Annotated in this window: 27 protein-coding genes; 12 read left to right on the forward strand and 15 right to left on the reverse strand. The window is 72.1% G+C overall.

What is annotated here, in order from left to right; all coding sequences use genetic code 11:
- The first annotated feature begins 236 nt into the window (after nt 1–236).
- Complete coding sequence (locus tag AB0F61_RS12875) at nt 237–1,244, forward strand: LacI family DNA-binding transcriptional regulator (RefSeq protein WP_357807929.1); 1,008 nt, start codon at nt 237–239, stop codon at nt 1,242–1,244.
- Nucleotides 1,245–1,523: 279 nt separating this feature from the next.
- Nucleotides 1,524–2,420, forward strand: coding sequence for a GNAT family N-acetyltransferase (locus tag AB0F61_RS12880; RefSeq protein ID WP_357807932.1), 897 nt, complete (start codon nt 1,524–1,526; stop codon nt 2,418–2,420).
- Between the two features lie 210 nt (nt 2,421–2,630).
- On the opposite strand, the gene AB0F61_RS12885 is transcribed toward AB0F61_RS12880, so the two are convergent.
- Both AB0F61_RS12885 and AB0F61_RS12890 read right to left on the reverse strand, forming a co-directional pair.
- On the reverse strand, nt 2,631–3,146 hold the full coding sequence (locus AB0F61_RS12885) for an O-acetyl-ADP-ribose deacetylase (protein ID WP_357807935.1): 516 nt from the start codon (nt 3,144–3,146) through the stop codon (nt 2,631–2,633).
- Nucleotide 3,147: 1 nt separating this feature from the next.
- A complete protein-coding gene (locus AB0F61_RS12890; RefSeq protein WP_357807938.1) occupies nt 3,148–3,939 on the reverse strand; it encodes an EI24 domain-containing protein in 792 nt (263 codons plus the stop codon).
- A gap of 198 nt (nt 3,940–4,137) precedes the next feature.
- Between AB0F61_RS12890 and AB0F61_RS12895 the strand changes: the two genes are divergently transcribed.
- Genes AB0F61_RS12895 through AB0F61_RS12915 form a run of 5 tightly spaced genes read left to right on the forward strand, consistent with a single transcriptional unit; the run spans nt 4,138 to nt 8,705 of the window.
- Nucleotides 4,138–5,046, forward strand: coding sequence for an ABC transporter ATP-binding protein (locus AB0F61_RS12895; protein WP_357807941.1), 909 nt, complete (start codon nt 4,138–4,140; stop codon nt 5,044–5,046).
- A 14-nt stretch (nt 5,047–5,060) separates the two neighbouring features.
- Entirely contained in the window at nt 5,061–5,795 is a 735-nt protein-coding gene (locus AB0F61_RS12900) for an ABC transporter permease (RefSeq protein WP_357807943.1), read from the forward strand.
- Between the two features lie 11 nt (nt 5,796–5,806).
- Nucleotides 5,807–7,075, forward strand: coding sequence for a sensor histidine kinase (locus tag AB0F61_RS12905; protein WP_357807945.1), 1,269 nt, complete (start codon nt 5,807–5,809; stop codon nt 7,073–7,075).
- Complete coding sequence (locus AB0F61_RS12910) at nt 7,072–7,713, forward strand: response regulator transcription factor (protein WP_357807947.1); 642 nt, start codon at nt 7,072–7,074, stop codon at nt 7,711–7,713. Before AB0F61_RS12905 ends, AB0F61_RS12910 begins: the two co-directional genes overlap by 4 nt.
- A gap of 23 nt (nt 7,714–7,736) precedes the next feature.
- Complete coding sequence (locus AB0F61_RS12915) at nt 7,737–8,705, forward strand: WYL domain-containing protein (protein WP_357807949.1); 969 nt, start codon at nt 7,737–7,739, stop codon at nt 8,703–8,705.
- Here AB0F61_RS12915 and AB0F61_RS12920 read toward each other — a convergent pair.
- The 6 genes from AB0F61_RS12920 to AB0F61_RS12945 form a co-directional block, all read right to left on the reverse strand.
- Complete coding sequence (locus AB0F61_RS12920) at nt 8,696–9,610, reverse strand: SDR family oxidoreductase (RefSeq protein WP_357807953.1); 915 nt, start codon at nt 9,608–9,610, stop codon at nt 8,696–8,698. The genes AB0F61_RS12915 and AB0F61_RS12920 overlap by 10 nt on opposite strands.
- A gap of 55 nt (nt 9,611–9,665) precedes the next feature.
- Nucleotides 9,666–10,403, reverse strand: a complete 738-nt coding sequence (locus AB0F61_RS12925; RefSeq protein ID WP_357807955.1) for an alanyl-tRNA editing protein — start codon at nt 10,401–10,403, stop codon at nt 9,666–9,668.
- 11 nt (nt 10,404–10,414) lie between these two features.
- Nucleotides 10,415–11,302 (reverse strand): alpha/beta hydrolase, encoded by an 888-nt coding sequence (locus tag AB0F61_RS12930; protein WP_357807958.1) that lies wholly within the window; start codon nt 11,300–11,302, stop codon nt 10,415–10,417.
- Nucleotides 11,299–11,613 (reverse strand): DUF2516 family protein, encoded by a 315-nt coding sequence (locus AB0F61_RS12935; protein ID WP_357807961.1) that lies wholly within the window; start codon nt 11,611–11,613, stop codon nt 11,299–11,301. The genes AB0F61_RS12930 and AB0F61_RS12935 overlap by 4 nt, the downstream gene beginning before the upstream one ends.
- 71 nt (nt 11,614–11,684) lie before the next feature.
- The gene (locus tag AB0F61_RS12940; RefSeq protein ID WP_357807964.1) at nt 11,685–12,383 is read right to left on the reverse strand and encodes a hypothetical protein; all 699 of its coding nucleotides are present in this window, start codon (nt 12,381–12,383) and stop codon (nt 11,685–11,687) included.
- A complete protein-coding gene (locus AB0F61_RS12945; RefSeq protein ID WP_357807967.1) occupies nt 12,380–12,994 on the reverse strand; it encodes a helix-turn-helix transcriptional regulator in 615 nt (204 codons plus the stop codon). The genes AB0F61_RS12940 and AB0F61_RS12945 overlap by 4 nt, the downstream gene beginning before the upstream one ends.
- Nucleotides 12,995–13,106: 112 nt before the next feature.
- On the opposite strand from AB0F61_RS12945, the gene AB0F61_RS12950 reads away from it, so the two are divergent.
- Nucleotides 13,107–13,916, forward strand: coding sequence for an alpha/beta hydrolase (locus tag AB0F61_RS12950; RefSeq protein ID WP_357807970.1), 810 nt, complete (start codon nt 13,107–13,109; stop codon nt 13,914–13,916).
- A gap of 151 nt (nt 13,917–14,067) precedes the next feature.
- Here the strand turns inward: AB0F61_RS12950 and AB0F61_RS12955 are convergent, their stop codons facing one another.
- From AB0F61_RS12955 to AB0F61_RS12970, 4 genes are all read right to left on the reverse strand, one after another.
- Nucleotides 14,068–15,027, reverse strand: a complete 960-nt coding sequence (locus AB0F61_RS12955) for an asparaginase (RefSeq protein WP_357807973.1) — start codon at nt 15,025–15,027, stop codon at nt 14,068–14,070.
- A gap of 94 nt (nt 15,028–15,121) precedes the next feature.
- Entirely contained in the window at nt 15,122–15,949 is an 828-nt protein-coding gene (locus AB0F61_RS12960) for a 3-keto-5-aminohexanoate cleavage protein (RefSeq protein WP_355027604.1), read from the reverse strand.
- Nucleotides 15,950–15,972: 23 nt separating this feature from the next.
- Nucleotides 15,973–17,085: a folate-binding protein gene (locus tag AB0F61_RS12965; protein WP_357807976.1), complete on the reverse strand. Its 1,113-nt coding sequence runs from the start codon at nt 17,083–17,085 to the stop codon at nt 15,973–15,975.
- Complete coding sequence (locus tag AB0F61_RS12970) at nt 17,082–17,510, reverse strand: Fur family transcriptional regulator (protein WP_357807979.1); 429 nt, start codon at nt 17,508–17,510, stop codon at nt 17,082–17,084. The genes AB0F61_RS12965 and AB0F61_RS12970 overlap by 4 nt, the downstream gene beginning before the upstream one ends.
- A 70-nt stretch (nt 17,511–17,580) precedes the next feature.
- On the opposite strand from AB0F61_RS12970, the gene AB0F61_RS12975 reads away from it, so the two are divergent.
- Nucleotides 17,581–18,459 carry an aminotransferase class IV gene (locus AB0F61_RS12975; RefSeq protein WP_357807982.1) on the forward strand — a complete coding sequence of 293 codons (879 nt, stop codon included), beginning with the start codon at nt 17,581–17,583 and terminating at the stop codon, nt 18,457–18,459.
- On the opposite strand, the gene AB0F61_RS12980 is transcribed toward AB0F61_RS12975, so the two are convergent.
- Entirely contained in the window at nt 18,460–19,050 is a 591-nt protein-coding gene (locus AB0F61_RS12980; RefSeq protein WP_357808141.1) for an FABP family protein, read from the reverse strand.
- Nucleotides 19,044–19,148, reverse strand: coding sequence for a small membrane protein MtfM (mtfM, locus tag AB0F61_RS12985; RefSeq protein WP_030327764.1), 105 nt, complete (start codon nt 19,146–19,148; stop codon nt 19,044–19,046). Before mtfM ends, AB0F61_RS12980 begins: the two co-directional genes overlap by 7 nt.
- A 12-nt stretch (nt 19,149–19,160) precedes the next feature.
- Here mtfM and AB0F61_RS12990 point away from each other — a divergent pair, with 12 nt between their 5' ends.
- The 3 genes from AB0F61_RS12990 (at nt 19,161) to AB0F61_RS13000 (ending at nt 22,045) form a co-directional block, all read left to right on the forward strand.
- Nucleotides 19,161–19,535 (forward strand): DsrE family protein, encoded by a 375-nt coding sequence (locus AB0F61_RS12990; RefSeq protein ID WP_357807985.1) that lies wholly within the window; start codon nt 19,161–19,163, stop codon nt 19,533–19,535.
- A 78-nt stretch (nt 19,536–19,613) separates the two neighbouring features.
- Complete coding sequence (locus AB0F61_RS12995; protein WP_357807988.1) at nt 19,614–19,994, forward strand: SCP2 sterol-binding domain-containing protein; 381 nt, start codon at nt 19,614–19,616, stop codon at nt 19,992–19,994.
- Nucleotides 19,991–22,045 carry a glycogen debranching N-terminal domain-containing protein gene (locus AB0F61_RS13000; protein WP_357807991.1) on the forward strand — a complete coding sequence of 685 codons (2,055 nt, stop codon included), beginning with the start codon at nt 19,991–19,993 and terminating at the stop codon, nt 22,043–22,045. Before AB0F61_RS12995 ends, AB0F61_RS13000 begins: the two co-directional genes overlap by 4 nt.
- Nucleotides 22,046–22,064: 19 nt before the next feature.
- Here the strand turns inward: AB0F61_RS13000 and AB0F61_RS13005 are convergent, their stop codons facing one another.
- Nucleotides 22,065–22,844, reverse strand: coding sequence for a hypothetical protein (locus tag AB0F61_RS13005; RefSeq protein WP_357808142.1), 780 nt, complete (start codon nt 22,842–22,844; stop codon nt 22,065–22,067).
- Nucleotides 22,845–22,919 lie beyond the last annotated feature (75 nt).

The following is a 22,919-nucleotide window of genomic DNA, read 5'->3' on the forward strand; positions in this document are numbered from 1 at the left end:
TGGCGCCCTCGCCCGTTCCGAGACGACGAGAGAGCGCTCTCTTGACAGTGCGGGAAGCACCGGTCAGGCTGGCGCGAGAGCGCTCTCTCGATTGCCGTCGTCATGCGGCAGATCACCTCCGGGGTTTCGCTCAGGAGGCGATCTACGGGACATGGACCTGGACGGTTATCTCGTATGGTCAATCCCGAGGGTTACCGCAGGCGGTTCCAGGCTGCGACGAGCGGGAGGAAGGCGCGATGACGACGGCGCAACGGCCGACGCTCGAAGCGGTGGCAGCGCGGGCCGGAGTGTCCCGGGCCACCGTGTCCCGGGTGGTGAACGGCTCCACCACAGTCGCCGAGCCGATCCGGGAGGCGGTCACCCGGGCGGTCGCCGAGCTGGGCTACGTGCCCAACCTCGCCGCCCGCAGCCTGGTCACCCAACGCACCGACTCGATCGCCCTGGTCATGCCGGAAGCGGCCACCCGGGTCTTCTCCGACGACCAGGTCTTCCCCGGCATCATCCGTGGTGTCAGCCAGGAACTGGAGGCCGCCGACAAGCAACTGGTGCTGATGCTCGCCGGTTCACCGGCCGGACACCACCGGGTCGAGCGGTACACCACCGGCCGGCACGTCGACGGGGTGCTCTTCGCCTCGCTGCACGGTGCCGACCCGCTGCCCGGCACCCTGGCCCGGCTCGGCATTCCGGTGGTGGTCAGCGGCCGGCCGCTCGGCGACGTGCCCGTGCCGTACGTCGACGTCGACCACGTGGGCGGAGTGACCGCTGCCATTCGACACCTGATCGACAGCGGTCGTCGACGGATCGCCACCATCGCCGGCCCGCAGGACATGATCGCCGGAATCGAACGGCTCAGCGGTTACCGCAGCGCGGTCGCCGACGCGGGGCTGCCCGAACTCGTCGCCGTCGGCGACTTCACAAGGGAGTCCGGGTCGGCGGCGATGCGCCGGCTGCTCACCGAGCACCCCGACCTGGACGGTGTCTTCGCCGCCTCCGACCTGATGGCGCACGCCGCCCTGCGGACACTGCGCGAGGCCGGCCGACGGGTGCCGGAGGACGTCGCGGTCATCGGCTTCGACGACATCGAAACCGCCGCGTACACCGAGCCACCGCTGACCACCGTCCGGCAGCCGATCGTGGAACTCGGCCGGCGGATGACCCGCCAGCTACTCCGGCTCGCCGCCGGGGAGACCATCGAGCAGGCGGTCATGCTCCCCACCGAGCTGATCCGGCGCGCGTCAGCCTGAACAACCGCCACACCGGCCGCGCCCGCGGCAAGATCCGCACAACCTCAGGGTTGTTGCTGCCTCATGACGTCCGGAGGCAGCAACAACCCTGAAGTTGCTTCCTCCCGGCGTACCGGGCACGGGGGTTTAACTCCTCGCCGCGGCGGACGATCATGGTTAGTCTCGCCGGCATGCCGGACCATATCGCGCTGCCGCACGTCCCCACACTCTTCGACGTCGCCGAGTACGCCCACGCTGCCACCGTCGCGCCGGCCGATCACACCCCGCAGGGGGCCTGAGATGCGGATCCGAGTGGCGCAGCCGGACGACGCCCCGGACGTGGTGGCCCTGCGGGCGACCGTCGTTCCGTACCTGGTGCGCGGTGTCGAGTCGACGCGGAAGATGATCGCCGAACCACCGCCCGGGGAGGACTGGGCCGCCTTCGTGGCCGAGGTCGACGGGCGGGTGGTCGGCTGGGTGTCCGCCGAACGCATCGGGACGACATCGGTGGCTAACGTCGGCGGCATCAACCTGCTGCACGTGCACCCGGAGCACCGGCGGCGCGGCATCGGGACGGCCCTGCTGACCGCCGCGACCGACCACCTCCGCCCGTTGGGGGTCCGCCGGGTGCGTGCCATGGCGCTGCCGGACGCGCTGCCGTTCGCCCGCCGACACGGTTACGAGCCCAGTCGGGAGGTGCGCTACTCGGCGCTCAACCTGAATCCGGCACCAGCGCTGCCCGAGCCGCCCCCGGGCGTACGGCTGCGCCCGATCGCCGACCTGGACCCGCACCTGCTGTACGTCGCGAATACGGCCTCGTCACTGGACGAACCGGGCGACGTGCCGGTCGACGCGCAGAGCTACGAGAGCTGGCAGTACGACGTGTGGGACAACCTCGGGCTGGACAAGGCGGCCAGCACCGCCGCCGAGGTCGACGGCGTTGTGGTCGCCTTCAGCCTGGTAAAGCGGGACGGGGACCGGATGTGGTCGGACTACACGGGCTCCATCCCCGGGTACCGGGGGCGTGGGCTGGCCCGGCTGTCCAAGATGGCGGCGCTGCACCGGGCCGCCGCCAACGGCGTACGGATCGCGTACACGTCGAACGACGAGACCAACGCGCCGATGCTGGCGATCAACGCCCGGCTCGGCTACCGGCCGGTCGCGGCCCAGTGGTCCTGCCTGGCCGACCTGACCTGATCAATCATCGTCGATCCGGGACCAGGCCTGTTCTCGCCTCAGCGGCGATTGTCTCAAGGTGATCGACCGTACGCCAAGCCGCTTGGTTAGCACCTGCCCGACAGCCCCATCCGAGCTACGGTGATCAGGTGATGAAAAGTAGGTCAGAATCGCCTCGGAGACCTACTTTTCATCACCTGATCGAGGCGGAAGCGGTGGCTGCGGCCGACGTCAGGCGGCGTCGAAGACCTGGCGCGCTGTCGCGTGGGTGTCGGCGCCGAAGAGGACCAGGCGGGCCTCGGTGACGGTGGCCGGAGTGGCCGCGCGCAGCACCGACAGCGCCTGCCGGACCGCGTCGTCGAGCGGCCAGCCGTAGATGCCGGCGGAGATCAGCGGGAACGCCACTGTGGACGCGCCCAGCTCGTCGGCCACCCGCAGGCTGTTGGCGTAACAGTCGCGCAGCAGCGCCGACCGGTCCTCGCTGGGCGACCAGACCGGCCCGACGGTGTGGATCACCCAGCGGGCCGGTAGCTCGCCGGCGGTGGTCGCCACGGCCTGGCCGGTGGGTAGGCCCCTGCCGTAGTGGGACGCCCGCAGCGCCCGGCACTCGGCGAGGATGGCCGGCCCACCGCGCCGGTGGATCGCGCCGTCGACGCCACCGCCGCCGAGCAGGGACGAGTTCGCGGCGTTCACGATGGCGTCCACCCGCTGGGTGGTGATGTCCCCCTCGACCAGCGTGACCTCCATGTCAGTCCCTCTCGATCGGCTGGCCGAGCGAACGGCGGGCCAGCAGGGTGGCACCGGCGACCGCCGCCGGCATGATCAGCACCGCGCCGAGGGGGATGAGGAAGCAGAGGAAGACCGCCACACCGAAGCCGAGCGAGGCGGCGCGGTCGGCCTTCAGGATCGTCCGGCGCTGCGGCAGCCGCATCCCCCGCCGGTAGAACGGCGCACCGACCAGCTCCACGGCGAGGAACCAACCGCCCACCGCCGCCCCGATGACCGGGACGACCGTCTGACCGACCACCGGGATGAAGCCGGCGAGGAACAGCGGAATCCCCACCAGCGCCGTGAGCGCCACCAGCCGTACCGAGTCGGCGAGACTGCGGCGCAGCGACGACCAGAACGGCACGTCCACCGCACCCGGCGTGCCGCCGTACCGCTGCTCGACCCGCTCGGAGATCTTCTCGTAGAACGGGTCGCCGATGACCAGGGTCACCGCGGTGAAGGTGAGCACACCGAGCAGGCCGCCAACGCCCAGGAAGGCCAGCCCGGCGATCACCCGGACCAGACTGCGGGTGGTGCTCGACCAGTCGTCGGCGAACGGGGTGACAAGCGCCGCGAGGTCGTCCACGAAATACACAAGGGTGGCGAGCGCGGCCAGGAACAACGCGCCGGAGATCAGCGCCGGCACGATGCCGAGCAGCATCAGCCCCGGGCTGCGGACGTAGAGGCCGAGCCCGCGCAGGAGCAGGCCAGCCCCGGCGAGGAAGCGTCCGACGACCCCGGTCACCGGGCTGGCGATTCTGCTGGCATCCACGATCGAGCAGCCTAGCGAGCGGTGATCGAATCCGCCGGGCTGCGCGCTAGCAGTGACCCGTACCGCGTGCATCAACCGGTTGGTGGACGGCAGCGATCAACCGGGGACGCCGGCGGTCATCGCCGACCGGTCGATTCGCCGCCGGGTCACCCCGACGACCCTTGAGGGGGTACGAGGCCAACGGCGGAAGGCGGCACGATGCCGGTCATCGAGGTGACCCACCTGAAGAAGCGGTACGGCGATCTGGTGGCGGTGGACGACGTGTCGCTCGCCGTGGAGGCCGGAGAGATCTTCGGCGTCCTGGGCCCGAACGGCGCCGGTAAGACCACCACCGTGGAGTGTGTCGCCGGGCTCCGTGTCCCCGACGGGGGCGGGGTGTCGGTCCTCGGGCTCGACCCTCGCCGGGACGCGGCCCAGCTCCGGCAGCGGGTCGGGGTGCAACTTCAGGAGAGTCAACTGCCGGACCGGCTCCGGGTGGCCGAGGCACTGGAGTTGTACGCCTCGTTCTACCGCAACCCGGCGGACCCGGCCGCGCTGATCGACAAGCTGGGTCTCGGTGAGAAGCGGAACACCTCGTACAAGAAGCTCTCCGGCGGTCAGAAGCAGCGGCTCTCCATCGCGCTGGCCCTGGTGGGCAACCCGGAGATCGCCATCCTCGACGAGCTGACCACCGGGCTGGACCCGCAGGCCCGCCGGGACACCTGGGGCCTCATCGAACAGGTCCGCGACAGCGGGGTGACGATCGTGCTGGTCACCCACTTCATGGAGGAGGCCGAGCGGCTCTGCGACCGGGTCGCGGTGATCGACCGGGGCCGCGTCGTCGCGCTGGACAGCCCCGCGGGCCTGGTGTCGACAGTGGCGCCGGAGCAACGAATCCGGTTCCGGCCGTCGGCCCCGATCGACGACCGGCTCCTCACCGACCTGCCCGAGGTCACCGACGTGCACCGCACCGGCAGCCAGGTGGTGGTCACCGGCACCGGCGAGGTGCTGCACGCGGTCACCTCGGTGCTCGCCCGGCACCAGATCGTCGCCGCGGACCTGCGGCTGGAGCAGTCCACCCTCGACGACGCGTTCGTCGAGCTGACCGGCCGCCGGCCCGCCAACTGAGAGAAGGAGACACCATGCACGGCTTCCGCCAGATCCTGAGGATCGAGGCGCGGCTCTACCTGCGGGACCGGCCGACGCTGCTCTCCACCATCGGGGTGCCCACCCTGATCCTGACGGTGCTCGGGCTGATCCCCGCACTCCGCGAGCCGGATCCGACCTTCGACGGGCAGACCTTCGTCAGCTACTTCGCACCGTCGCTGCTGGTGGTCAGCCTGGTCGTTGTCGGGGTGAACACCCTGCCCGCCGTGTTGGCCACCTACCGGGAACGCGGCGTGCTGCGCCGGCTGGCAACCACCCCGGCGCACCCGGCGGCTCTGCTCGCCGCCCAACTGGTGCTGGCCCTGGCCGGGATCCTGGCCAGCGCGCTGCTGCTCATCGTCGTCGCCCGGCTGGCTTTCGGGGTGCCGCTGCCCCGGCACCCGCTCGGCTTCGCGCTGGCGTTCGTGCTCGGCACGGCGGCGCTGCTGGCGCTCGGCCTGCTGGTCGCCGCCGTGGCCCGGACGACGAAGGCGGCCCAGGCCCTGGCCGCACCGTTGTTCATGGTCACCATGTTCTTCGGCGGGGCCTACCTCCCCCGGTTCCTGCTTCCGGACTTCGTGGCGCGGATCGGTGACTACACGCCGCCGGGTGTGCAGGCACTCCTCGACGCCTGGACCGGCACGTCGCCGCAGCCGTTGCACCTGGCGATAATGGCGGTGATCGCCGTGGTGGCCGGCGCCAGCGCGGCGAAACTGTTCCGCTGGGAGTGAGCGGAGATGCGATGACCTACAGCGGTGGGCACGACCATCTGACCAGTTGGCGGGAGCGCGAGGCGAGCCTCTATCGCGTGTTCCCCTATGGCGGGCTGGCCCTGGGCACCGTGTTGGCCCTCGTCGCACCGGCACCCCGGGCCCTCGCCACCGCACCCACCCTCGCCATCGCCCTGGCGGCCGGGTGCTGGGTCGCCTGGTTCATCACCCTGCACCCCGGCTGGCAGAGCCGGCGCGGGCTGATGGCGGTCTACTACGCCGGGCTGCTCGCGTTCGCGGCCGTGCTGGTGGCCGCCAATCCGTGGTACGGCTTTTTCGCCTGGGTCGGATACACGCACGCCTTTCCGGTGCTACGCACTCGCTGGCGGATCGCCGGTGTGGTCACCACGGCCACCCTGGTCGCCACGTCGCAGGGCGGCGGTCTGTCGGTGGTGACGTCGCACCTGCCGCTCTGGCTGGTGCTGGTGCTCTTCAACCTGGTGGTGGCCGGCTCGTTGAGCTGGTTCGCGATGGTCGCCGAGCAGGAGGACGCCAGGCGCAAGCGGTTGATGGCGGAACTCGGCGAGGCCAACCGCCAACTCACCGAGACGGTCCGGGAGAACGCCGGGCTGCACGCCCAACTGCTCACCCAGGCCCGGGAGGCCGGTGTGCTGGACGAGCGGCAACGGATGGCGCGCGAGATCCACGACACCCTGGCGCAGGGGTTGACCGGCATCATCACCCAACTGGAGGCGGCCGAGCAGACCCGCGACCGGTCCGCCGACTGGCGACGGCACGTCGACAACGCGATCGCCCTGGCCCGGGAGAGCCTCACCGAGGCCCGCCGCTCGGTACAGGCGGTCCGCCCGGAGACGTTGGAGACGGCCCGACTACCGGATGCCCTCGTCGAGCTGGGCGGGCGCTGGTCGGCCCTGAACGGGGTACGGGCCGACGTGGCCACCACCGGCACGCCCCGGCCACTGCACCCGGAGGTCGAGGTGACCCTGCTGCGGGCCGCCCAGGAGGCGCTGTCCAACGTGGCCCGGCACGCCGCCGCGTCGCGGGTCGGGCTGACCCTGTCGTACATGGCGGACGTGGTCACCCTCGATGTCCGCGACGACGGAACGGGCTTCGACGTCACCGACCAGCCGGTGCCCCGCGATCTGGATGGCGGGTACGGGCTGACCGCCATGCGGCAGCGGGTGACCCGGGTCGGTGGCGAGTTGGCCGTCGAATCCGAGCCGGGCAGCGGCACCGCCATCTCGGCGTCCGTCCCCGCCCTACCCGGAGGTGCCGGTTGACCGCCCCGGTACGACTGCTGATCGTCGACGACCATCCGGTCGTGCGGGACGGGCTGCGGGGGATGTTCACCGGCGACCTCGATTTCGAGGTGGTGGGCGAGGCGGCGGACGGCTCGGAGGCGTTGGCCCTGGTCGCGGCGCTGCGGCCGGACGTGGTGCTGATGGACCTGCGGATGCCCGGGATGGACGGGGTGACCGCCATCGGGCGGCTGGCTCGCGCCGGCAGCGCCGCCCGGGTGCTGGTCCTCACGACCTACGACACGGAAGCGGACGTACTGCCGGCGATCGAGGCCGGTGCGACGGGTTACCTGCTCAAGGACACCCCCCGGGAAGATCTGGTTCGGGCGGTCCGGGCCGCGGCCCGGGGTGAGTCGGTGCTCGCGCCGAGCGTCGCCGGCCGGCTGATGGGTCGGCTGCGCGCTCCCGCCGAGGAGCCGCTCAGTCAACGGGAGTTGGAGGTGCTCACCCTGGTGGCCCGTGGCGCCTCCAACCGGGAGGCGGCGACCCGCCTGTTCATCAGCGAGGCCACCGTCAAGACGCACCTGCTGCACGTGTACGCCAAGCTCGGGGTCAACGACCGGGCTGCCGCGGTGGCCACCGCGTACGACAGGGGGTTGCTGACGCCCGGCGGGCGGTGAGCGGCACCGGGCAGGATGGGAGGGTGCGCGCGTCCCGACTGATCTCGTTGCTGTTGCTGTTGCAGTCGCGCGGGTCGATGACCGCGAGCGAGCTGGCGCGGGAGTTGGAGGTTTCCGAACGGACCGTCTACCGGGACGTGCTGGCGCTCTCCGCCGCCGGGGTGCCGGTCTACGCCGACCGGGGTCGGGCCGGCGGTTACCGGCTGCTCGGCGGCTACCGCACCCGACTGACCGGGCTGACCCGGGACGAGGCGGAGGCGCTCTTCCTCAGCGGGCTACCCGGACCGGCCGGCGAGATGGGGCTCGCCGACGCGGTCGCCTCCGCCGAACTGAAGGTGCTCGCGGCGCTGCCACCCGCCCTGCGCGACGCCCCGGCCCGGGCCGGGCAGCGGTTCCACCTGGACGTACCGGGCTGGTTCCGGGAGACCCCACCATCGCTCTGGCTTCCTGAGCTGGCCCGGGCGGTCTGGGGAGACCGGGTGGTGGAGTTGCGCTACCGACGCGGCGACCGGGAGGTGAGCCGCCAGGTCCAGCCGTACGGGCTGGTCCTCAAGAGCGGGGTCTGGTATCTGGTCGGCCGGGTCGGCGTGGACACGCGCACCTACCGGGTGGACCGGGTCACCGGGGTCGAGGTGGGTGCGGAGCAGTTCGACCGCGACGAGGGCTTCGACCTGGCCGGTCACTGGCGCGAGCAGGCCGGGTCGTTCCTGCGGACCATGCTGCGGGCCGAGGTCACCGTCCGGCTGAGCCCCGCCGGCCTGCGCCAGCTCCGGCACCTGGTCGGTGCCCCGCAGGTGTACGACGAGGTGGTCGCCGCCGCCGGCCCACCCGACGGGCAGGGCTGGGTGGTGGCCCGGCTGCCCGTCGAGTCGGTCCCGGTGGCGTACCACCAACTGCTGGGGCTCGGCCCCGAGGTGGAAGTCCTCGACCCACCCGAGTTGCGGCGGTTGTTCACCGAGGCGGCCGACCGCCTCGGCGGGCTCTACCGGTAGCCGGTCACGTCCGCCGGTTTGCCGGCGTCGACCACCTCGGTGATGTAGCGGAAACCCTCGGGTTGGCTGCCGTCGAGGTCGGTGAAGCCGTACACCTTGGACAGGGTGCCGGCGTCGACGGACTGGCCGTTCCAGCGGGCCTTCTCGTCGTCGGCGGCGAGCGCGGCCACCGCGCGGCCGACGAATGCCGGCGTCTCCGAGATGAGGAAGTTGGGGTCGGTGGCGGCGCCGTCGCGCCAGTTGTCCTCGGTCACGCCGAAGTGCTCGAGCATCGCCTCCGAACGGATCCACCCGGGGGTGAGCGCCACGGCCGTGCAGCGGTGCGGCTTCAACTCGTGCGCCTGGGAGAACGCGAGCCGGTTCACCGAGACCTTGGCCAGGTCGTAGAAGACCGACAGCCGGTAGTTCTCGTCGTTGTACGCCTTGGTGCCGTCACCCATCTCCACCACCAGACCGCCGGGCCTGCGGATCAGCAGTGGCAGGGCGAAGTGGCTGGTGATGATGTGCGTGTCGACGGCCAGTCTCAGGGTACGGAAGCCGGCGTCGAGCGGCTGCTCCCAGACCGGCTTGTCCCAGGTGACCAGCGGGTCGCCGCCCCAGATGTCGTTCACCAGCACGTCGAGTTGGCCCTGCTCGGCGTCGATCCGGGCGACCAGGTCGCGGACCTGCTCGGGCACCAGGTGGTCGACCTGAACGGCGATGCCGGTGCCACCGGCCGCGGTGACCAGCTCGGCGGTCTCCTCGATGGTCTCCGGTCGGTCCATCTCGGAGCGGCCGGCCCGGGTGCTGCGACCGGTGGCGTAGACAGTGGCACCGGCCGCGCCGAGCTGAACGGCGATCTGCCGCCCAGCACCACGGGTGGCACCGGCGACGAGCGCGATCTTTCCGGTTAGCGGTTGCGTCATGCCTGCGACGTTGTCAGGAATACCTGACAGCCGACGTCCGAATTCGCTACTCGATCTAGTCCACCAGTCGGACGCGGACCCGGCGGTTGGCCCGGCCCTTGCTCTCCACCTTGACCACCTGCACCTTGCCGATCTGCGCGGTGGACGCGACGTGTGTCCCGCCGTCGGCCTGCACGTCCAGCCCGACGATGTCGACGATCCGGACCTCCTGCTCGTCCGGCGGGATGAGGTTGGACTGGGTACGGATGATGTCCGGCAGGGCCAGCGCCTCGGTGCGCGGCAGCACCCGGGTGGCGACCGAGCGGTCGGCGGCCACCTCGGCGTTGACCAGCTCCTCAATGCGGCTCTTGAAGTCCGGTGGCACCTCGGGGAGGTTGAAGTCCATCCGGGCCTCGCCCGGTTCCATGTTCCCGCCCGTCACGAGCGCGCCGAAGTCGCGGAACACCACACCGCAGAGCACGTGCAGCCCGGAGTGGGTACGCATCAGTCGACTGCGACGCTCGTCCTCCAGCGCGCCGACGACCTCGCTGCCGGCCGGTGGCAACGGGTCACCCTCGGCGGGGATCAGGTAGAGGTCGTCGCCCTTGCGGGTGCCGACGATCCGGGTCTGCACGCCCTGCCACAGCAACACCCCGTGGTCCGGCGGTTGGCCGCCGCCACCCGGGTAGAACGCCGAGCGGTTTAGGACGATGCCCTGCTCGGGGTCGGCGTGCAGGACCGTGCAGGTCCACTCGCGCAGGGTCGGGTCGGCGAGGTCGAGCCGGTGCGTGCGGCCATGTCGTGTGACGCCCATGACAGGGCAGATTACTCGTTGAGGAAGCCGGAAATGCGGTCCCGCAGGTCGGCGCGTTCCGTCCAGAGGACGGCGGGCCTGTCGTACACGTGCAGGGTGGCCTGGGGCAGCGCGACGGCGAGCCGCTCGGCGACCTCGACCGGGTGCAGGTCGTCGCCCGCGCAGCCGATGACAAGCGCCGGCGCGGTGACCGCCGCCAGGTCACCGATCTGGCGCAGCGACGTCTGCTCCGCGAGCGTGGCCAGGCCTTCGGCCAGACCGTCGCGCAGTAGCTGGTCGAGCCGCTGCCGCAGGTACGCCCAACCGGCCGGGGTGTTGCGCACCGCCGCGGGCAGCTCCAGTGCGACGACGTCGGCGACCGCCGAGGCCTCCCCGCTCTGCACCGCCTCCAGCAGATCCGTGAACCGTTCGTGGGCGACCGGCCCGCGCGGCTCGTCGAGCACCGCCGGCAGGAAGAAGACAAGCTTCTCGAAACGCTCCGGGCTCTCCGCGAGCAGGCGGCAGAGGGCACCGGCGCCGAGGCTCGCGCCGAATGCCCGGCTGGCCCCGCCGAGGTCCGCGATCGCGCGCAGATCCCGGGCCAGGTCCAGGTAGTTCCACGGCCCGTCCGGGGCATCGGACCGGCCGTGCCCACGGAACTGGAAGAACACCTTGCGGCCGGTCACCCCACTGCCGAACGGGCGGGTGGTGGCGATGCCGTTGCCCAACCCGTGCGCGAAGACGGTGACCGGATCACCGGTGCCGGTGACCAGCCGTTCCAGTCGTACACCGTGCGGGGTGGTGACCAGCTCGGTCTCCGGCTCCGGCAACGCCGGTCGGCCGGTACGCGGCCCACCCGGGCCGGGACCCCAGGTGCGGGGGCCACTGTCCGGTGGAGGCGGCCAGCGAAAACCTCTCACCAGAACCCTTTGCCGTCGGTCAGGTCGCGCAGACCGACCCGAACGTCGAGGAGATAGATCAGACCGGCGGCGATGCCGATCAGACCGAAGAGGCTGATCGGGCCGAAGCCGAGCAGTGTGAGCAGGAGGCAGACGGCGAGGATGGCGATCCAGCCGCCCTTCGGGAGGGTGCCAATGGCGGGGAAGGCGTCGGAGCGCTGGGTGATCGCGTGCACCAGGGCGACACCCTGGACGATCAGTGCGAAGACGAGCAGGATCAGCTCGATCACGTAGCGGACTTCGAACGCGAAGATCGGCGCGGCGTTGGCCATGCCGGCAAGCTTATGTCGAGGACCCCGGCTACGTCCGACAAGGACGCCGCCGGGGTCGTCGACCTGACGAACTACTCGGCCGCCGGGCGGGTCCGCTTGGTGGCTCCGGGGAGCTTCGCCGACGGGGTCTCGGCTGGCTTGGCAGCCTTCGGTGCCCGGGCGGCCTTCTTGACGGCGGCCGGCTTGGCCTCGGCGATCTCGGCCACGTCGGCCGGGGTCGGCACGTCGACCGGGGTCGAAACCTCGGCCGGGGTCGCGGCCGGGGCGGCGGTGCCCGGCGTCGCGGCCTGGGTCGCCTCGATGTCGGCGTTGACCGTCTCGGCGGCCTCCAGCACGCCGGTGCCGACGACGCGCTCACCGCGGGCGACAAGCGCGCCGTACGCGGCGTACGCCCGCTCCTGGGCGGCCTGCGCGCTCGCGAAGACCATGATGGCGTTGCGGGTCGCCGCCGCCCGCAGCTTGTCGAGGTCGGCGGCCTCACGCAGCTTGGCCAGGTCGGCCGACTCGCGGAGCTTGGACAGGTCCAGTTCGGCCTGCGCCCGATCGCGCAGCGTCCCGGCCGTCTCGTTCGCGGTACGCAGGGTCTCGGTCGCCTTCTGCCGCAACTCGAAGCCGGTCAGCACGGCCCGACCGCCCAGGTCGGCGACGACCCGGGTGCCGAGGACGCCGACCACGGCCGGCAGCTTGCGCAGGTGCTCGATGGCCAACTCACCGGCGCCTGCGGCGGCGTACAGCGGGGCGGGGATGCGGTTGGTCTTCGGCTCGCTCATGAGGTCTCCTCCTCGGCCACCGTGGCGGCCTCGCGGGCCGCCGGACCGGCGGCCTTCTTCTCGGGGGTGCTGGTGCTGCCCGGGGCGGGTGCGGTGCCCGCCTCGGTGACGGCGACCGACTCGAGTACGGCCTCGGTCGGGGTGCCGCCCGCGGTGGTGGGGCCGGTGGCGGCCAGGTTGGCCACGTCGGCGGGCTGGTCGGCGACGTCGGTCGGGGTGGTCGCGCCGGTCGGGGTGGCGCCCTCGGCGGTGGCCTGGGCCTCGGCCAGCCGGGTGTTCTCGCGGCGGAACGTCTCGTAGATCTGGCTGAGCGACTGCTTCTGGGCCATCGTCAGGTCGGTGTCCACCGCGATGGCGGCCAGCACGCCGTGGCCCTCCTTGTCGTCGAGCAGCCCGGCTCGCAGGTACATCGCCGGGGTGGAGACCCGCAGCGCGCTCGCCAGTTGCTGAAGCACCTCGGCGCTCGGCTTACGCAGGCCGCGTTCGATCTGGCTGAGGTACGGGTTGCTGACCCCCGCCTGCTCGGCGAGCTGCCTCAGCGAGATCTTGGCGTTGCGCCGCAGATCGCGGATGAACCCGCCGACGTCGGGAAGGTCCTTCGGTGTGGCCATGACAGCGACGGTAACCGGCCGTGCTAGCTCTTGCAAGCAAAACGCTAGCCACAGTTAGCAACGTCTCAGCATCCCGTTTGCGCGCCGCTTCACCGATCCGTACGGTCCGTTCGTGCACAGGATCACAGTCAATGGAACAAGCATCGCGTACGACGAGGTCGGCACCGGTTCGCCGGTCGTGCTGCTGCACGCTGGCATCGCCGACCGGCGGATGTGGCGGGGGCAGGTGCCCGCGCTCGCCACCCGACACCGGGTGATCGTTCCGGACCTTCGCGGCTACGGAGACTCGGAGCTGCCCCCCACCCCGTTCACGCACCACGACGACGTGGCCGGGCTGCTGGACGCGCTCGACCTGCCCCGGGCCGCCCTGGTCGGCTGCTCCTTCGGTGGGTCGGTCGCCATCGACACCGCGCTGGCCCACCCCGACCGGGTGAGCGCGCTCGCGCTGTTCGACACCGCGGTCTCCGGCAACGAGTGGTCCGAGGAGGCGAACGACCTCTGGGACGACCTCGTCGGAGAGGTCGACCCCGACGACTTCGTCGCCGGGGCGGCCGGCGAGGTGCGGTTCTGGGTGATCGGCCCGGGCCGCCGGCCGGAGGACGTCGACCCCGAGCTGATCGCGTTCGCACAGGAGATGGACCAGCGCGCCCTCGCCGCCGAACTGGCGCTCGGCGCGGTCGAGGTGGGCGAGCTGACCCCACCGGCGATCGGTCGCCTCAGCGAGCTGAAGATCCCCGTCCTGGTCACCGCCGGTGCCGCGGACGTGCCGGACATCAGTCGGCTCGCCGACCGGATCGCCGCCGAGGTCCCCGGCGCGTCACGACTGCCCGACGTGCCGGACGCCGCGCACCTGCTGCCGTTGGAGCGTCCGGAGCCGGTCAACGCCGCGCTGCTCGACTTCCTGGGCCAGGTGTACAGCTAGGACGCCCGGCACGCGCTCCCCGACCGCGTGCCCCGCACGCGGGGGCTGACACCGCGACGAGCGCTGTCCCTCAGAGTCATATTCATACCTGTGAGGTACAGCGCTCGTTCCGGAGTTGGCCGCCGGAGCGCCGACCGCCGGACCGGTGGTGTCACCAGAGCGGGCGGACCGCCCCGACCGGGACCCCGCCGCCGAAGAGCGGCACCTCGGCGTACTCGGTAAGCACCGGGGCGTCCACACCGAGCCGGCGCAGCGCGGAGACCAGCACCGGCATCCGGGCCCGGTCCGCGCCGTCGTCGATCTTCAGGGCGACGGCACCGACGCCGGGCAGCGCCACCGCGATCACCCCCTCGGCACCGACCTTGGCGAGCAGGCCCGGGACCCCCCGCATGAGCCGGGTGTCGTCGGCCTGGGTGCCACCCACGATCTCCGGGTTCCCGCGCATGGCGTCGGCCACGGCCCGAGGCACCGAGCCGGGCTCGGCGTCGACAAGCCGGAGGTACGCCCCGGCGAGGCCGGTCAGCGACACGGCGAGCACCGGGGCGCCGCAGCCGTCGACTCCCACCGCCGCCGCCTGCTCGCCGGTGAACTCCTCGATGGCCGCCCGCAACCGCTGCTGCAACGGGTGCTCCGGCCGCCAGTAACCCTCCCGCGGCCAACCGGCGGCCTCGCAGGTCAGCAGCATTCCGCTGTGCTTGCCGGAGCAGTTCATCTGCACCCTGCTCGGCCCGCCACCGGCACGCAGCACAGCCTCCCGGGCCGCCGCGCCCACCGGCAGGTCGGGCGGGCAGTGCAGGGCCGAGGCGTCCAGCCCGGCGCGCTCCAGCAGCGCACCGACCCGGGCCAGGTGGAAATCCTCACCCGCGTGGCTCGCCGACACCAGGGCCAAATCGGCGGGGTCGGTAAGCGTCAGACCGGCCCGAAGCATCCCGATCGCCTGCATCGGCTTGCTGGCCGACCGGGGAAAGACCGGCGACGTCACGTCCCCGGCGGCGGCCACCGGCACACCGGCGGCGTCCAGCACCACCACCGAGCCGCGGTGCGCACCCTCCACGAACCCGGACCGGACCACCTCGGCGAGCGGCGCGCCGCCCTCGTACGTCTTCGTCACGCGCTGGACGGTACCGACGGTCCCGGGGTGCCCGTCGGCGGGGTGACCAGGTGGTCCTCCGCCCGGGTGACAGGAGCGCGGGACCAGCCCGGCCTTACAGCCCGAGCAACTCGCGAGCCTCGGTGGTGGTCAGCGGCGGGCGCTGAGCGAGCTGGGCGAAACCCACAGCGCGGGCGACCAACTGCATGTTGGACTCCACCGGGCGGCCCTTCGCGTACGTCACCGTGTCTTCCATGCCGACCCGCAGGTGCCCGCCCGTCGACAACGCGGCCAACAGCACCGGAAGGGTGCTGCGGCCGACGCCGGTGGCCGAGAAGGTGGTGCCCTCGGGCAGGTCGCGCAGCATCCGGTGGGCGGCGACAAGCGTCTCGGTGGTGCCCGGCATGCCGCCCGGGACGCCCATCACGAAGTCGACGTGCACGTGCCCGCCGGCCGGCAGCCCGTACCTGCCGAGCAGTCGTTGCAACGCGGACAGGTGACCGAGGTCGAAGATCTCGTACTCCGGGACGATGCCGCGCTCCTGCATCCGGGTGTGCAGGTCGACGATGAACTCCCAGCGGTTGAGGAAGACGTCGTCGCCGAAGTTGACAGTGCCCATGGTGCAGGAGGCCATGTCCGGTCGGGCGTCGAGCACCGCGAGCCGGGCCGCCTCCGGGTCGGTCACCGCGCCGCCGGAGGAGAGCTGCACGATCAGGTCGGTGCTGTCCCGCAGCGCCGCCACCGTGTCGGCCAGACGCACCGGGTCGAGGGTCGGCCGGGCCTCGTCGTCGCGGATGTGGACGTGGATCACGGCGGCGCCGAGCGCCTCGCACTCCTTGGCGGTGAGCAGCAGCTCGTCGAGGGTCACCGGCAGTGCCGGCACCTCCGCCTTGGCCGACTCCGCGCCGGTCGGAGCCACCGTGATCAACGTCCCTGTCGTCATGCCGGCGATCCTAGACGGCCCGCTCAGGACGGGTCGATCGCCGCCGCCGTCTCCCCGATCCGCAGCGCGGCGTCGTCCGGCACGTTCCGCTTCAGCACCGCGAGGGCGACCTGCCCCAGCTCGTGGTGCAGCACGGCGGTGCCGACGAAGCCCACCGCCCGGCCGTCGAGGGTCACCGGCGTACCGGCCGTCGGCGGCTGATCGGTGGTCACCCCGTCCAGGTGCAGCAGGACGAGTCGACGCGGCGGCCGACCCATGTTGTGCACCCGGGCCACGGTCTCCTGCCCCCGGTAACAACCCTTGTCGAGATGCACCGCCGGGCCGATCAGGTCCACCTCCGCCGGAATGGTCCGGTGATCGGTGTCCACCCCGACCCGGGGCTGCCGGGCAGCCACCCGGATCGCCTCGTACGCCCACAGGCCGGCGACCGGCACACCCGCGCCGCGCAGTTCCGCCACCACCTGCTCCATCGCCGAGCGGGGCACGAGCAGGTCCACCCCGAGCAGGCCGCGCCGCGCCCAGCCGCCGATCGGCAGCGGTTTGACGTCGTACCGAACGCTCGCCCGTGGTGGCACGGCGCCGGCGGCGAACTTCGGACCGGGCACCGCGACCAGGTCCGGTGCGGCCAGCCCGGTCACGCCGAGCGTGCCGAGCGCCTCCATGGCCGCAGGCCCGACCAGCGACAACAGCGCGCGCTCGGCCGTCGCGTCGCGTGGTTCGACCTTGCTGAAGAACCGCATCTTCTCCAGGTACCCGAGCAGACCCTCGGTGGCACCCGGCTCGGTGTCCAGCCAGGCGGTCTCGCCGTCCTCCGCGACGAGCGCGTGCTGCTCGACGTGGCCGTGCGGGGAGAGCACCAGAAGCTCCGTGCCCTCACCGGCGGCAAGCGTCGTCAGGTGCTGCGAGGTGATCGTGTGCAGCCAGCCGGCGCGCTCCTCCCCGGGCACCGCGATGATCCCCCGGTGCGACCGGTCGACCAGGCCGACCTCGGTGTCGAGGGTGCGCTGCTCGCGCAGCGGGTCCCCGTAGTGCGCGGCCACCCCCCGGACCCCGGCCGCGACGTGCGCCGGATCCGGCTGGTCGCGGCTCGCCTCGTCGATGCTCTCGACGGCCACCGCACCCGCGATGTCGATCATTTGTCGTCCCCGTTCTCGCAGCGTACGCAGACGCCGAAGAGTGACACGTGCCCGATATCCACCCGGAACCCCCGCTGCGCGGCCAACTCGTCGGCGAGCGGCCGGAGCAGCCCCGGATCGATCTCGTCGATCGCCCCGCACTCCCGGCAGACCAGGTGGACGTGTTGGTGCTCACCCGCCGCGTGATAGGTCGGTGAGCCGTGCGAAAGGTGTGTGTGGGTGACCAGGCCGAGCCGTTCCAGCAGCTCAAGCGTGCGATAGATGGTGGTGATGTTGACGCCGGCGGCGACCTCCCGGACGGCGGTGTGCACCTGCTCCGGGCTGGCGTGCCCCAGATCGAGCACCGCCTGGAGGACGAGCTGCCGCTGGGGCGTCAGCCGCAGCCCACGGGCCCGCAGCATTTCCGCTAGGGAGGATTCGGACACCGTCCGATCATAGTTCGGCCAACCATGCCGGTCCTCGCACCGCGATCGACCGCCGCTACGCTCGACGGTCATGGTGATGTCGCCCGCCGGGAAGGTCGGGGCCGATCCGACCGCACGGATCGTCGTCCTCGGGCGCGGCCCGGTGCCGGCCGGTGACCCGGTGCTCCGCGGTGACGACCTCGGCGTACTCCGGGGCGACGGCCTCTTCGAGACCATGCACCTGCGTCAGGGCCGGCCGTGGCTGCGCGACGAACACCTGGCCCGCCTGGTCGCCGCCGCCGACGCCGTCGAGATGGCCGTGCCGCCCACCGCGGCGCTGATCGACCTGCTCGACGAGGTGTGCGCAGGCTGGCCAGCGCCTGTGGAGGGGGCGCTTCGGCTGGTCTGCACCCGGGGCCCGGAGACCGGTGGCCCGCCGACGGTCTACGCCACGCTGGCCGAGGTGCCGGCGGCCTCCCGGGCGGCCCGACGGGCCGGGATCAGTGTGTCCACCCTGCCGCTGGGGGTGCCCGCCGCCGCCCGCAACGGGCTGAGCTGGCTGCCGGCCGGGATCAAATCGACGTCGTACGCGGTGAACAGCGCCGCCCGCCGCTGGGCCGACCGGGCCGGGGTGGACGACGTGCTCTGGATCTCCTCCGACGGTTACGCCCTGGAGGGCCCCTGGGCCAACGTGGTGTGGCTCACCGACGACACGCTCTGCACGGTGCCGGCCGCCACCACCGGCATCCTCGCCGGCACGACAGTGGCCTGGCTGCTCGCCCACGCCGCCGAGCTGGGCCTGCGCGCCGCCGAGCGGATGGTCACCCCGGCCGAGCTGCACGCGGCGGACGGCGTGTGGTTCACCTCGTCGGTACGCGGGGCCGTCGAGGTGCACACGCTGGACGGGGTGCGTCGGGCCCGCTGCCCGCGCACCCCCGCCCTCCAGGCTCTGCTGGGTTTCCCCGGCTAGTCAGCCACCGACCCGGACGAGCCGGGCGGAGAGGTGCGGGCTGAGCCCGTGCCCCATCGCGGCCATCTCCTGGGCGTAGAGCAGCGCGCCCTCGACGATGCCGAAGAGCCGCTTCCCGCCGGTGACCTCCTTGGCGGTCGGCGTCCGCACCACCGCGTCGGTGGCGAACTCCACCTGGGTGCCGGTGCGCTTGCCCAGGTGCAGCTCCATCACCCCCGTCGGCGTGGTCAGCAGCACCTCCAGCTCATCGGTCGCCCGTCCGTCCACCAGCACCGGCCGCCACCAGCCGATCTCGCGACCGGCCGGGCGGACCGGCTTGCTCTGCTCGTCGAGGATCCAGGCGCGGGACTCGTAGTGCAGGAACGGCCGGCCGTCGTGGCTGATCCGGATCTCCTGCGCGTAGTCGAAATCGTCGATGGTGGGGAAACCACCCTTGCCGCGGCCACGCCACAGACCGATGTAGGGCAGCAGGCCGTCCAGCGCGGGGTGCAGCTTCGGCCCGACCCGCAGGTCGTGACTCTCCTCGAACGGGTACTCCTCGACCGGCGGCGCGTTCAGCCACGGCGGCTGTAGCGGGTTCTCGCTCACCAGCGTCCTCTCGAAATGCGTACGGCAAGGTAGACCAGGCCACCGGCGAGCCCGCCCAGGCCAGCGACCAACAGGCTGACAAACCCGATCTCGGTAACCATCCCGGCCATCCTATGCTGGGCCACATGGCCCGTACTCTCGTCGTCAAGGCCACCGCTGGGGCGGACGCCCCGGAGCGGTGTGCGCAGGCATTCACGGTCGCCGCGACGGCGGTCGCGGCCGGGGTGGACGTGTCGCTCTGGCTTACCGGTGAGTCGACCTGGTTCGTCCTGCCCGGTCGCGCCCAGCAGTTCGAGCTGCCGCACTCCGCGCCGCTTGCCGAGTTGCTGCACGTCATCCTGACCAGTGGCCGGGTGACCGCCTGCACCCAGTGCGCGGCCCGACGGGAGATCGGCCCGGACGACGTGCTGCCCGGGGTCCGGATCGCGGGTGCCGCCGTCTTCGTCGAGGAGGCGATGGCCGAGGGCGCGCAGGCGCTCGTCTACTGACCCTCCGACCCGGTCCGTCGATTCGGGCGGAGTGCCGATACCGACCCGACATCCCGGACAGCTGCCTACGATTCGGATGTGACCGAGGCGACGGAGAGGTTCTTCGAAGCGCTGCCGTCCCGCGCCCCCGACATCCTCGGCGGCCTGGCCGACGGAACCCTTCAGATCGACCTCGGCGACGAGCACCAGACCGAACACTGGCTGGTCCGGATGCGGCCCGGGTCGGTGCAGGTCAGCCGGGGGCGCGGGCCGGCCGACGCCATCTGGTACAGCAGCGCCGCCCTCTTCGACCGACTGATCGCCGGCGAGGCGCAGGGGGTCGCGGCGGTGCTGCGCAACGAGAGCACGTTCAGCGGCAACGTGGTGCTCTTCCTCGCCTTCCGCCGGTTCTTCCCGAACCCGCCCGGCACCCGCGACCCCCGGGAAACGGCGCGCAGAGCAGCCGGACGACCGGCGTGAAGGAACTCGTCAGCATCCTGGACGGCAACACCTTCCTGGTCAGCGACCGGCGGGGGGACATCGAACCGTCCTACGACTTCCCCACCGGGCTGTTCTCCTTCGACACCCGATTCCTGTCCACGTGGGTGCTCACCCTGGACGGCGAACGGCTGCACGCCCTCTCCGTCGACGATGCCGAGTCGTACCGCACCAAGTTCTTCCTCGCCCCCGGCGAACCCACCCACTACCTGGACGCGAAGGCGTCGGTAATCCGCAGCCGGGCGATCGTGGGCAGCTTCGAGGAGGAGCTGACCGTGCTGAACCACCTCGGCGCGGAGGTGGAGTGCACCGTCCGGATCGAGATCGGGGCCGACTTCGCCGACCTGTTCGAGATCAAGGATTCGCGGCGGAAGCGGGGCCAGACCACCGTCTCGGTCGCCGAGAACGAGCTGCGGCTGACCTACCGGCGGGAGGCGTTCCACCGGGAGATGGTGGTCAGCACCAGCGCGCCGGCGGAGGTCGACGCCACCGGGATGACCTTCCGGATCCGGATCGCCCGCAACAGCAGGTGGACCACCCGGCTGCACGTGTCAAGCGTCGTCTACGGTGCCCGTGGCGAGGACATCCGGGCCACCCTGCCGTACGGGGGCAGCCGCAGCGCGGACGCCATCCGGGCCGAGCAGCAGGAGCTGATCGACCGGGCGCCGAAGCTCGGATGCGACTGCGAGCCACTGGCCGGGGCGTACCGGCGTAGCCTGAACGACCTGGCCGCCCTGCGCTACGAGTCGATCGCCCTGGGCGTGCGGCTGATCGCCGCGGGACTGCCCTGGTTCATGACCCTGTTCGGCCGGGACAGCATCATCACCTCACTACAGGTGCTGCCGTTCCTGCCGGAACTCGTCCCACCGACCATCCTGATGCTCGCCGGACTCCAGGGGCACCGGGTGGACGACTTCCGGGACGAGGAACCCGGCAAGATCCTGCACGAACTGCGGTACGGGGAGACCGCCGGCTTCGAGGAGCAGCCGCACTCGCCGTACTACGGGTCGGCCGACTCGACACCACTGTTCATCATCCTGATCGACGAGTACGAGCGCTGGACTGGCGACTCCGCGCTGGTCCGTCGGCTGGAGCCGCAGGTCCGCGCGGCGTTGGAGTGGATCGACACGTACGGCGACCTGCTCGGCACCGGCTACCTCTGGTACCAGACCCGCAACCCGGAGACCGGTCTGCAGAACCAGTGCTGGAAGGACTCCTGGGACGCCATCTCGTACTCCGACGGCCAGTTCCCCGGCTTCCCCCGGGCGACCTGCGAACTGCAGGGGTACGCGTACGACGCGAAGATGCGGGCCGCCCGGCTGGCGCGGACCTTCTGGAACGACCCGGAGTACGCCGACCGACTGGAGCGGGAGGCCGCCGACCTCAAGCAGCGGTTCGACCGCGACTTCTGGATCGCCGACCGCGAGTACTACGCGCTCGCGTTGGACGCCGACGGCCGGCAGGTGGACGCGCTTACCTCGAACATCGGGCACCTGCTGTGGAGCGGCATCGTGGACGAGTCGCGCGCCGGCAAGGTGGTCGAGCACCTGCTCGGGCCACGACTGTTCTCCGGCTGGGGGGTGCGGACGCTCGCCACGGACGAGGGACGGTACAACCCGATCGGCTACCACGTGGGCACGGTCTGGCCGTTCGACAACTCGATCATCGCCTGGGGGTTGTGGCGGTACGGCTTCCGGGAGGAGGCCGGGTTGCTCTGCGACACGATGCTGGCGGCGTCCCGCTACTTCGAGGGTCGACTGCCGGAGGCGTTCGCCGGCTACGCCCGGGACCTCACCGACTACCCCGTGGAGTACCCGACCGCGTGCAGCCCGCAGGCCTGGTCGACCGGCACCCCCCTGCTGCTGCTGCGGGTGATGCTGGGGTTGGAGCCGCAGGGCGAGCACCTGATCATCGACCCGGCCGTGCCGCCGGGGATGGGCCGGGTCGAGCTGCTGGACATCCCCGGCCGGTGGGGCATGGTCGACGCGTTGGGGCGCAGCCGGGAACAGTCGGATCAGCCGGGCGACGGCTGACCCGGAGGGCCTGCCCGACTCAGCTCGGGCAGCCGACGGTGGCGGCCAGCCGGGTGTCGTCCGGAGCGAGGTCGGCGAGCACCGTGACCGGGCCGGTGCGGTACGCGTACACCGGAGGCTTGTCCAGCAGTGGGGCGTTGTCGGCCAGCGGGGCGAGGGCGTCAGGGGACGCGGCCGGGCCGGGACCGCCCGCGGACCACACGGTGCGGGCAGACCCGCCGCCCGGACAGGGCGCGGTGACCGGCTCCGGCGCGGCGTCGCCGGGCCGGCCGAGCGCCGCCAGCGCGGCGGTCAGTGCGGCGGTCAGTGCGGCGGCTTCCGGACCGGCGACTGTCGACCGGGCTGGCTGGTAGCCGGAGCCGACCGGCCGGCAACCGGTGTCGACGAACAGCAGCAGCCGGCCGTCCACGGTCGGGCGTCCCTCGACGGCCACGAACTCACCGGCGTCGGCGTGCAGCTCGGGGCCGTCCAGGCCGGAGCCGACGCCGGCCCGCCACCTCGCCGGCAGCCGATCGGCGATGTCCGCCAACACGGCCTGCTCGGTGCCGGCGGGCGCGAGCACGCTGATCTCACGTCGTAGCCTCGCCCCCTCGGCGAACGGGGTGACCCGGCAGCCGGCCGCGATCCGCGGCGGGCTCAGCTCCAGCAGGGCGGCGGCACCGGCCGCCCGGGCAAGCTCGCCGACCGCCCGGTCGACCACCGGGCCGGCCTGGTTGAGGGAACGCTGCTCGCGGACGGTCGGCGGGTCGGTGCGGACCGACGTCCAGGTGAGCGCGGCCAGCAGCACGGCCCAGGCCACGGTCGCGGCCAGCAGCCAACGCCGCCGTCGCCGGGCGGGTGCCGGCACGGTGGGACCGGCCGAGGAGGCGAAACC

Source organism: Micromonospora sp. NPDC023888 (assembly GCF_040639415.1).
Lineage (GTDB): Bacteria > Actinomycetota > Actinomycetes > Mycobacteriales > Micromonosporaceae > Micromonospora.

Excerpts from the sequence above, each read along its gene's own strand:
- AB0F61_RS12875 (WP_357807929.1), top strand. The coding sequence starts at position 237 with ATGACGACGGCGCAACGGCCGACGCTCGAAGCGGTGGCAGCGCGGGCC.
- AB0F61_RS12880 (WP_357807932.1), top strand. The coding sequence starts at position 1,524 with ATGCGGATCCGAGTGGCGCAGCCGGACGACGCCCCGGACGTGGTGGCC.
- AB0F61_RS12885 (WP_357807935.1), bottom strand. The coding sequence starts at position 3,146 with ATGGAGGTCACGCTGGTCGAGGGGGACATCACCACCCAGCGGGTGGAC.
- AB0F61_RS12895 (WP_357807941.1), top strand. The coding sequence starts at position 4,138 with ATGCCGGTCATCGAGGTGACCCACCTGAAGAAGCGGTACGGCGATCTG.
- AB0F61_RS12900 (WP_357807943.1), top strand. The coding sequence starts at position 5,061 with ATGCACGGCTTCCGCCAGATCCTGAGGATCGAGGCGCGGCTCTACCTG.
- AB0F61_RS12905 (WP_357807945.1), top strand. The coding sequence starts at position 5,807 with ATGACCTACAGCGGTGGGCACGACCATCTGACCAGTTGGCGGGAGCGC.
- AB0F61_RS12920 (WP_357807953.1), bottom strand. The coding sequence starts at position 9,610 with ATGACGCAACCGCTAACCGGAAAGATCGCGCTCGTCGCCGGTGCCACC.
- AB0F61_RS12925 (WP_357807955.1), bottom strand. The coding sequence starts at position 10,403 with ATGGGCGTCACACGACATGGCCGCACGCACCGGCTCGACCTCGCCGAC.
- AB0F61_RS12935 (WP_357807961.1), bottom strand. The coding sequence starts at position 11,613 with ATGGCCAACGCCGCGCCGATCTTCGCGTTCGAAGTCCGCTACGTGATC.
- AB0F61_RS12940 (WP_357807964.1), bottom strand. The coding sequence starts at position 12,383 with ATGAGCGAGCCGAAGACCAACCGCATCCCCGCCCCGCTGTACGCCGCC.
- AB0F61_RS12945 (WP_357807967.1), bottom strand. The coding sequence starts at position 12,994 with ATGGCCACACCGAAGGACCTTCCCGACGTCGGCGGGTTCATCCGCGAT.
- AB0F61_RS12960 (WP_355027604.1), bottom strand. The coding sequence starts at position 15,949 with ATGACGACAGGGACGTTGATCACGGTGGCTCCGACCGGCGCGGAGTCG.
- AB0F61_RS12965 (WP_357807976.1), bottom strand. The coding sequence starts at position 17,085 with ATGATCGACATCGCGGGTGCGGTGGCCGTCGAGAGCATCGACGAGGCG.
- AB0F61_RS12975 (WP_357807982.1), top strand. The coding sequence starts at position 17,581 with ATGGTGATGTCGCCCGCCGGGAAGGTCGGGGCCGATCCGACCGCACGG.
- mtfM (WP_030327764.1), bottom strand. The coding sequence starts at position 19,148 with ATGGTTACCGAGATCGGGTTTGTCAGCCTGTTGGTCGCTGGCCTGGGC.
- AB0F61_RS12990 (WP_357807985.1), top strand. The coding sequence starts at position 19,161 with ATGCTGGGCCACATGGCCCGTACTCTCGTCGTCAAGGCCACCGCTGGG.